General features: G+C 52.7%; 7 protein-coding genes and 3 tRNA genes. 1 reads left to right on the top strand and 9 read right to left on the bottom strand.

What is annotated here, in order from left to right; genetic code table 11:
* Positions 1–66 precede the first annotated feature (66 nt).
* The 6 genes from gltI to miaB all read right to left on the bottom strand — a co-directional run bounded on the left by gltI (position 67) and on the right by miaB (position 6,984).
* Complete coding sequence (gltI, locus tag OQV04_RS12500; RefSeq protein ID WP_001177084.1) at positions 67–975, bottom strand: glutamate/aspartate ABC transporter substrate-binding protein GltI; 909 nt, start codon at positions 973–975, stop codon at positions 67–69.
* Positions 976–1,371: 396 nt separating this feature from the next.
* On the bottom strand, positions 1,372–2,910 hold the full coding sequence (lnt, locus tag OQV04_RS12505; RefSeq protein ID WP_247806633.1) for an apolipoprotein N-acyltransferase: 1,539 nt from the start codon (positions 2,908–2,910) through the stop codon (positions 1,372–1,374).
* Positions 2,911–2,934: 24 nt separating this feature from the next.
* The gene (gene corC / locus OQV04_RS12510) at positions 2,935–3,813 is read right to left on the bottom strand and encodes a CNNM family magnesium/cobalt transport protein CorC (protein ID WP_001278605.1); all 879 of its coding nucleotides are present in this window, start codon (positions 3,811–3,813) and stop codon (positions 2,935–2,937) included.
* Between the two features lie 89 nt (positions 3,814–3,902).
* Positions 3,903–4,370, bottom strand: coding sequence for an rRNA maturation RNase YbeY (ybeY, locus tag OQV04_RS12515; protein WP_000084469.1), 468 nt, complete (start codon positions 4,368–4,370; stop codon positions 3,903–3,905).
* The gene (locus tag OQV04_RS12520; RefSeq protein WP_001018040.1) at positions 4,367–5,407 is read right to left on the bottom strand and encodes a PhoH family protein; all 1,041 of its coding nucleotides are present in this window, start codon (positions 5,405–5,407) and stop codon (positions 4,367–4,369) included. The genes ybeY and OQV04_RS12520 overlap by 4 nt, the downstream gene beginning before the upstream one ends.
* Before the next feature lie 152 nt (positions 5,408–5,559).
* Positions 5,560–6,984: a tRNA (N6-isopentenyl adenosine(37)-C2)-methylthiotransferase MiaB gene (gene miaB / locus OQV04_RS12525; RefSeq protein ID WP_000162740.1), complete on the bottom strand. Its 1,425-nt coding sequence runs from the start codon at positions 6,982–6,984 to the stop codon at positions 5,560–5,562.
* Between the two features lie 145 nt (positions 6,985–7,129).
* Between miaB and ubiF the strand changes: the two genes are divergently transcribed.
* On the top strand, positions 7,130–8,305 hold the full coding sequence (ubiF, locus tag OQV04_RS12530) for a 3-demethoxyubiquinol 3-hydroxylase (RefSeq protein ID WP_032280496.1): 1,176 nt from the start codon (positions 7,130–7,132) through the stop codon (positions 8,303–8,305).
* A gap of 153 nt (positions 8,306–8,458) precedes the next feature.
* On the opposite strand, the gene OQV04_RS12535 is transcribed toward ubiF, so the two are convergent.
* From OQV04_RS12535 to OQV04_RS12545, 3 genes are all read right to left on the bottom strand, one after another.
* A tRNA-Gln gene (locus OQV04_RS12535) sits at positions 8,459–8,533 on the bottom strand.
* 37 nt (positions 8,534–8,570) lie between these two features.
* A tRNA-Gln gene (locus OQV04_RS12540) sits at positions 8,571–8,645 on the bottom strand.
* Positions 8,646–8,692: 47 nt separating this feature from the next.
* Positions 8,693–8,769 (bottom strand) — tRNA-Met (locus OQV04_RS12545).

Genomic DNA, 8,769 nt, shown 5'->3' on the forward strand with positions numbered 1-8,769 from the left:
GCGTATAGTCTGTCCGTGCTACGTAACAATTGAGAGGGCTGGAATTTCCGCCCCTGGTTCTTGTAATTAGTTCAGTGCCTTGTCATTCGGTTCTTTGAACAGTGCTTTCATTTCGTCTGACAGTTCGAAATTCATGTTCAGGTTTTTCGGCGGAATTGGATTTTTGAACCATTTATCAAACCATTTTTCCGCTTCACCGGAGGTCTGCACCTGAGCGATGGTGTCATCCATCAGCTTTTTGAACTGCGGATCGTCTTTACGCAACATGCAACCGTAGGCTTCCTGAGACTGCGGCTTGCCGACGATATCCCAGTTGTCTGGTTTCTTCGCTTTCGCACGTTCACCGGCCAGCAGGGCATCATCCATCATAAAGGCAACGGCACGACCGCTTTCCAGGGTGCGGAAAGAGTCACCGTGATCTTTGGCGCTGATGATGCGCATATTCATTTTTTGCTCTTCATTCAGTTTGTTGAGCAAAACTTCAGAGGTAGTGCCGGAAGTGACGACTACGGCTTTGCCTTTCAGGTCGGCAAAATCTTTGATATCGCCGCCCTTTTTGGTCAACAGGCGCGTACCGACCACGAAAATAGTGTCAGAGAAAGCCGCCTGTTTTTGGCGTTCGACGTTGTTGGTGGTAGAACCACATTCAAAATCGAAAGTGCCGTTTTGCAGAAGAGGAATACGGTTTTGTGAGGTGATCGGAATCAGTTTCACCTGCAAGTCCGGTTTGTTGAGTTTCTTTTTCACTGCTTCAACAATGGCGTTGGAGTAATCCTGCGAATAACCCACCACTTTTTGCTGATTGTCGTAATAAGAGAAAGGTACTGAAGATTCACGGTGACCGACGACAATCACGCCGTTTTTGGCGATTTTGTCCAGCGTACTGCCCGCTGCCGGGGCGGCGTCATCTGCCTGTGCCAGTCCTGCGGAAAGCGCAAGGGCCAGGATTGCTGTGGCAGGTTTACGTAATTGCATATCCAACTCCTTTATCTTCTGCGTTAAGAACGCATGGATACCCGTTGTGAGTGTTTGTGTTGTTATCGTCTGCAACTTTATTGTGCAGTGTTGTGACTGTTAGGTAACATTTAGTTTGGCTAAATGTAAAGATATTGATGTTTTATTGTTTGTTTTTGCGAGGTGCACCGCACCATTCCGAAGCAAAATTCTTAAAATGCACTCTTTTGGTGCTACCGGTGGATTGCTGTGGTGCAACCGGGTTGTACTGATGCTGGTTAAAGCTTTGCCTGGTATAACAAAGCAATAGATGTGCCAAAGTTGGATAGGAGAATATTGTTATCCGGATAATGCACTGATGCCGCATCCGGTGAGCGTGCCGAAATATGGGATGTATTCCGGCACGATAAGAAGGGATTATTTACGTCGCTGACGCAGACTCATCAACACAGCAGCAAAACCAAACAGTGCCGTCAGCACCCACAGCGGCCAGTTGCCGGTACGTGCGTATGGTGTGAGTCCGGTGGTCGGCGTCACGTTAGTGGTTAACACCTCGCGGGTGAATTGCGGGATCATCGCCTGAATCTCACCCTGCGGGCCAATCACCGCCGTAATGCCGTTGTTGGTGCTGCGCAACAGTGGGCGCGCCAGCTCCAGCGCACGCATTCGCGCCATCTGGAAGTGCTGCCATGGACCAATAGACTTACCAAACCACGCATCGTTGGAGATAGTCAGCAGATAGTCGGTATCCGGGCGGAAGTTATCGCGCACTTGCTCGCCGAGAATGATCTCGTAGCAAATAGCCGCAGTAAGCTCAATACCATTTGCCGACAGCGGCGGCTGGATATATGGCCCACGGCTGAACGACGACATCGGCAGATCAAAGAACGGTGCTAACGGACGCAGAATCGACTCCAGCGGGACAAACTCGCCAAACGGCACCAGATGGTTTTTGTTATAACGAGCGGCTGATTCGTAGCTGTACGGTGCACCTTTACCCAGCGTGATGATGGTGTTGTAGGTATCGTAACGGTTCTGCTTATTAAGACGCGCGTCAACAATCCCGGTCACCAGCGTACTCCCTTTATCACGCAACTCACCGTCCAGTGCTTTGAGGAACGGTTGCTGATTAATTTCCAGATCGGTTATCGCCGACTCCGGCCAGATAATCAACGATGATTTGCCCATCAGTGGTGCCGTTGCGTTGTAGTAAATCTTCAGCGTATTAAGAAGCTGGCCTTCGTCCCATTTCAGCGATTGCGGAATATCGCCCTGAACCATCGAAACCTGAATGGTTTTCTCCGGTTGTGGGGTAAACCACTGGATGTAACGCAGCGGGAAGGGAAGGGCAAACAGCACGACGGCCACCACCAGCGGACGCCAGTTGCGTTTGACTAACGCCAGTGCCAGCAGGCCGCTAACCATCATCAGCAGGAAGTTAATGGCTTCCACGCCCATTAGCGGTGCCAGCCCTTTTAACGGGCCATCAATCTGGCTATAGCCGAACTGTAACCACGGGAAGCCTGTCAGTACCCAACCGCGCAGAAACTCGGTCACTTGCCAGAGAGCAGGGGCGGCAATCGCCACGCGCAGCCAGGTGGTTTTCGGCCACAGGCGCGACAGCACGCCAGCAAACAGTCCGGTATACAGCGACAAATACGCTGCCAGCAGCACCACCAGGAAGATGTTAACCGGGCCAGGCATTCCGCCAAAGGTCGCGATGCTGACATAGACCCAGTTAATACCGCTGCCAAAGAGGCCAAATCCCCAGCAAAAGCCAATAGCGGCAGACTGGAGTGGACGGCGGTTAAAGGTCAACGCCTGAAGCCCCATCAGCGAAATAATCGCCGCAGGCCAGACGTCGTAAGGAGAGAAGGCCAGCGTTCCGCAGGCACCGCATAATAACGCCAGCAGCAGGCGAATGCGCTGGCGTTCAATTAATGAGGCAAAAGCCATGTAGTTATCTATCCAGTTTCGGTTTTATTCATCCAGCTTTGGCTGGGGTGAGTCATCCGGGATTTTGACATGAACCTGAATAATACGCCGACTATCGGCCATCGCCACTTTGAACTGGTAACCGTCGATGTCGATGGTTTCGCCACGCGCCGGAAGATGCCCAAATGCCTGCATCACCAGACCACCGATAGTGTCGACTTCTTCATCGCTAAAGTGGGTGCCGAACGCTTCGTTGAAGTCTTCAATGGAAGCCAGCGCGCGCACGGTCCAGGTATGACGACTCAGCTGACGGAAGTCGATATCATCTTCTTCGTCATATTCGTCTTCAATCTCACCAACAATCAGTTCCAGGATGTCTTCAATGGTCACCAGACCGGAAACCCCACCGAATTCGTCAATGACGATCGCCATGTGGTAACGCTGAGAGCGAAACTCTTTCAGCATCCGGTCTACGCGCTTACTTTCAGGAACGACAACCGCCTGACGTAACACTTTGTCCATGCTGAAGGCTTCAGCATCGCTGCGCATAAACGGCAGCAAGTCTTTCGCCATCAGAATCCCTTCAATGTGATCTTTGTCTTCGCTAATCACCGGGAAACGTGAGTGGGCGGACTCGATGATGACATCAAGGCATTCGTCCAGCGTCTGGTTGCGTTTCAGGGTAATCATCTGGGAGCGAGGGATCATGATGTCGCGGACGCGTTGGTCTGCGATGTCCATCACCCCTTCGAGCATATCGCGCGTATCTTCGTCGATAAGGTCGTTCTGCCCGGAATCACGGATCAGCGCCAGCAGTTCGTCACGGTTTTTCGGTTCACCGTGGAAAAGTTGGCTGAGTAACAGGGAGAAAAATCCCTTCTTGTTGCTTATCGTGTCACTACTGTGTGAATTGTCGTCGCTCATGGCGTCGTATGGGTTCTCATGTTAGTTAATCAAAACGCCGTCGTTAATCACCAACGGCGGGGACGTCTGCCAGTCAAATGCCTGGCAAATTATTCTTTCTCGGCAATGTACGGATCCTCATAGCCCAGAGCAAGCATAATCTCTGTTTCGAGGGCTTCCATTTCTTCTGCTTCGTCATCTTCGATGTGATCGTAACCTAACAAATGCAGACTGCCGTGCACCACCATATGCGCCCAGTGCGCCTCCAGTGGTTTGCCTTGCTCCTGTGCTTCCTTCTCAACCACCTGACGGCAGATAACCAGATCGCCCAGTAGCGACATCTCCATGCCGGGCGGCACTTCAAACGGGAAGGAGAGCACGTTGGTCGGCTTATCCTTACCGCGATAGGTCAGATTGAGACTGTGGCTTTCGGCGGTATCGACCACGCGAATCGTCACTTCCGACTCTTCCTGAAACTGCGGGATCACCGCATTCAGCCATGTCTGAAACTGGCTCTCTTCCGGTAACCCGGAATTATCTTCACATGCCAGTTGTAAATCGAGGATCACCTGACTCATTTTTGTTCCTGTTCTTCGCGCTTGCGTTCTGCCGCCAGCGCCGCTTTTCGTTTTTGTTCTGCTTCTTCCCAGGCTTCATAAGCGTTAACGATACGCGCCACCACCGGGTGACGAACCACGTCTTCGCTGTGGAAGAAGTTAAAGCTGATCTCTTCGACATCAGCCAGCACTTCGATGGCATGACGTAAGCCTGATTTAGTATTACGCGGCAGGTCGATCTGCGTGACGTCACCGGTGATAACCGCTTTTGAGTTAAAACCGATACGGGTCAGGAACATCTTCATCTGTTCGATGGTAGTGTTCTGGCTCTCATCGAGAATGATAAATGCGTCATTCAGCGTACGACCACGCATATAGGCCAGCGGTGCGACTTCAATAACGTTGCGCTCAATCAGTTTCTCGACTTTCTCAAAGCCCAGCATTTCAAACAGCGCGTCGTACAGCGGGCGCAGATACGGGTCTACTTTCTGGCTTAAATCGCCAGGCAGGAAGCCCAGTTTCTCACCGGCTTCGACCGCCGGACGAGTCAGCAGAATACGACGAATTTCCTGACGCTCCAGGGCATCAACTGCTGCAGCCACTGCCAGGTAGGTTTTACCCGTACCCGCCGGGCCAACGCCGAAGGTAATGTCATGGTCGAGAATATTGGCGATGTACTGCGCCTGGTTTGGCGTGCGCGGCTTAATTACGCCGCGTTTGGTTTTGATATTGACCGCTTTGCCGTACTCCGGCACGCTCTCCGCGCTTTGCTCCAGTACCCTTGCTTCTTTAATCGCAAGGTGGATCTGTTCCGGTTCGATATCCTGAATCTGACCGCGCATCGGGGCAGTATCGACATACAGGCTACGCAGAATGTCTGCCGCAGCGGTGACGCAAATCGGACGGCCGGTCAGTTTAAAGTGGTTATCGCGGCGATTGATCTCGATGCCGAGACGGCGTTCGAGCTGCTTGATGTTGTCATCAAACGGGCCGCACAGGCTCAACAGACGCGCATTGTCTGCTGGCTCCAGGGTGATTTCGCGAGTGTCTATGTTCAAACCGTTCCTCTTATCTGTATGCCGCCGGAAGCTGAACATTCACCGGCCTATAAGGAAATTATTCACGCCACAGGAAAAAGGCGCAAGCATTGCGATAAAGATGGGGATAAAGAGAGAAAAAACAAGGCCCACCGGAACGGCAGGCCTGAGAATTACGGCTGATAATAACCCACACCAAGGTCGTTTTCTTTGCGAGTACGGGCAATCACCGATTCCGGTGTTTCTGCCACGCGCAGACCCATTTCATCTTCAGTTCGCACCACTTTACCGCGCAGAGAGTTCGGGTAGACGTCGGTAATTTCTACATCGACGAATTTACCGATCATATCCGGTGTGCCCTCGAAGTTGACCACACGATTATTTTCGGTACGTCCGGAAAGCTCCATGATGCTCTTACGTGAAGTCCCTTCTACCAGAATACGCTGGGTGGTGCCGAGCATCCGACGGCTCCATGCCATCGCTTGCTGATTAATGCGCTCTTGCAGAATATACAGACGCTGCTTCTTCTCTTCTTCCGGAACATCATCAACCATATCGGCGGCTGGTGTACCCGGACGTGCAGAGAAGATAAAGCTGTAGCTCATGTCGAAATTGACGTCGGCAATCAGCTTCATCGTTTTCTCGAAGTCTTCGGTGGTTTCGCCAGGGAAGCCAACGATGAAATCAGAACTGATCTGAATATCCGGACGCGCCGCACGCAGTTTACGGATGATCGCTTTGTACTCCAGCGCCGTATGGGTACGTCCCATCAGGTTCAGAATACGATCGGAACCGCTCTGTACCGGCAGATGCAGGAAGCTCACCAGCTCCGGCGTGTCGCGGTACACTTCGATGATATCGTCGGTGAATTCGATCGGATGGCTGGTGGTAAAGCGAATACGATCGATCCCGTCGATCGCTGCAACCAGACGCAGCAGATCGGCAAACGATCCGGTGGTGCCGTCGTAGTTTTCACCACGCCAGGCGTTCACGTTCTGACCGAGCAGGTTGACTTCACGCACGCCCTGAGCCGCAAGCTGGGCAATCTCAAACAGAATATCGTCGGACGGACGGCTTACCTCTTCACCACGGGTGTAAGGCACCACGCAGTAGGTGCAATATTTATTGCAGCCTTCCATGATGGAGACAAACGCGGTCGGCCCTTCGGCGCGCGGTTCCGGCAGACGGTCAAACTTCTCGATTTCCGGGAAGCTGATATCTACCACCGGGCTGCGGTCGCCGCGCACGGAGTTGATCATCTCCGGCAGACGATGCAGCGTTTGCGGCCCAAAAATAATATCGACATAGTGGGCGCGCTGGCGAATGTGCTCGCCTTCTTGCGATGCCACGCAGCCGCCGACGCCGATAATCAGGTCTGGATTCTTCTCTTTTAACAGTTTCCAGCGGCCTAACTGATGGAAGACTTTTTCCTGAGCCTTCTCGCGGATTGAGCAGGTGTTCAGCAGCAGCACATCCGCTTCTTCCGCCACGTCGGTCAGTTGATAGCCGTGGGTGGCATCCAGCAGATCGGCCATCTTCGATGAATCGTACTCGTTCATCTGACAGCCCCAGGTTTTAATATGGAGTTTTTTGGTCATCGACTTGCTCTTGCGAAATAGTAGCCAGGAATGCAGGGCGCATAGTGTAATGCTTTGCTGCCGTTGTGACCAGTATGAGCGTTATCAGCCCTTGGGGGTAAAAATCCTGTAAACTTAAAGCATATTGCTAACAGGATGATTGACCATGACAAATCAACCAACGGAAATTGCCATTGTCGGCGGAGGAATGGTCGGCGGCGCACTGGCGCTGGGGCTGGCACAGCACGGATTTTCGGTAACGGTGATCGAGCACGCAGAACCTGCACCGTTTGTCGCTGATAGCCAACCGGACGTGCGGATCTCGGCGATCAGCGCGGCTTCGGTATCATTGCTTAAAGGGTTAGGGGTCTGGGATGCAGTACAGGCTATGCGTTGCCATCCTTACCGCAGACTGGAAACGTGGGAGTGGGAAACGGCGCATGTGGTATTTGACGCAGCCGAATTAAAGTTGCCGTTGCTTGGCTATATGGTAGAAAACACTGTCCTGCAACAGGCATTGTGGCAGGCGCTGGAAGCGCATCCGAAAGTAACGTTACGTGTGCCAACCTCGCTGATTGCGCTGCATCGCCATGATGATCTTCAGGAGCTGGAGCTGAAAGGCGGTGAAGTGATTCGCGCGAAGCTGGTGATTGGTGCCGACGGCGCAAATTCGCAGGTGCGGCAGATGGCGGGAATTGGCGTTCATGCATGGCAGTATGCGCAGTCGTGCATGTTGATTAGCGTCCAGTGCGAGAACGATCCCGGCGATAGCACCTGGCAGCAATTTACTCCGGACGGACCGCGTGCGTTTCTGCCGTTGTTTGATAACTGGGCATCGCTGGTGTGGTATGACTCTCCGGCGCGTATTCGCCAGTTGCAGAATATGAATATGGCACAGCTCCAGGCGGAAATCGCGAAGCATTTCCCGTCGCGTCTGGGTTACGTTACACCGCTTGCCGCTGGTGCATTTCCGCTGACGCGTCGCCATGCGTTGCAGTATGTGCAGCCAGGGCTTGCGCTGGTGGGCGATGCTGCGCATACCATCCATCCGCTGGCGGGGCAGGGGGTGAATCTTGGTTATCGTGATGTCGATGCCCTGATTGATGTTCTGGTGAATGCCCGCAGCTACGGCGAAGCGTGGGCCAGTTATCCTGTCCTCAAGCGTTACCAGATGCGGCGCATGGCGGATAACTTCATTATGCAGAGCGGTATGGATCTGTTTTATGCCGGATTCAGTAATAATCTGCCGCCACTGCGTTTTGTGCGTAATCTTGGTTTGATGGCGGCGGAGCGTGCTGGCGTGTTGAAACGTCAGGCGCTGAAATATGCGTTAGGGTTGTAGCCTTACAACATTGCCGGATGCGTGCCAACCGTAGGTCGGATAAGACGCGGCAGCGTCGCATCCGACATTGAAGGATAAGACGTGTCAACATCGCATTCGACATTGAATGAACGCAGAAAAGCAAAAAGCTCGCCGAAGCGAGCTTTTTTAATGTGGCTGGGGTACGAGGATTCGAACCTCGGAATGCCGGAATCAGAATCCGGTGCCTTACCGCTTGGCGATACCCCAACTGGGTGCACTTACAAGGTAAGCGTCTTGAATAAATTGGCTGGGGTACGAGGATTCGAACCTCGGAATGCCGGAATCAGAATCCGGTGCCTTACCGCTTGGCGATACCCCAACAAATTGGTTTTGAATTTGCCGAACATATTCGACACATTCAGAATTTGGTGGCTACGACGGGATTCGAACCTGTGACCCCATCATTATGAGTGATGTGCTCTAACCAACTGAGCTACGTAGCC

Source organism: Escherichia sp. Lx600-2 (assembly GCF_036662595.1).
Lineage (GTDB): Bacteria > Pseudomonadota > Gammaproteobacteria > Enterobacterales > Enterobacteriaceae > Escherichia > Escherichia coli.

Excerpts from the sequence above, each read along its gene's own strand:
- gltI (WP_001177084.1), bottom strand. The coding sequence starts at position 975 with ATGCAATTACGTAAACCTGCCACAGCAATCCTGGCCCTTGCGCTTTCC.
- lnt (WP_247806633.1), bottom strand. The coding sequence starts at position 2,910 with ATGGCTTTTGCCTCATTAATTGAACGCCAGCGCATTCGCCTGCTGCTG.
- corC (WP_001278605.1), bottom strand. The coding sequence starts at position 3,813 with ATGAGCGACGACAATTCACACAGTAGTGACACGATAAGCAACAAGAAG.
- ybeY (WP_000084469.1), bottom strand. The coding sequence starts at position 4,370 with ATGAGTCAGGTGATCCTCGATTTACAACTGGCATGTGAAGATAATTCC.
- miaB (WP_000162740.1), bottom strand. The coding sequence starts at position 6,984 with ATGACCAAAAAACTCCATATTAAAACCTGGGGCTGTCAGATGAACGAG.
- ubiF (WP_032280496.1), top strand. The coding sequence starts at position 7,130 with ATGACAAATCAACCAACGGAAATTGCCATTGTCGGCGGAGGAATGGTC.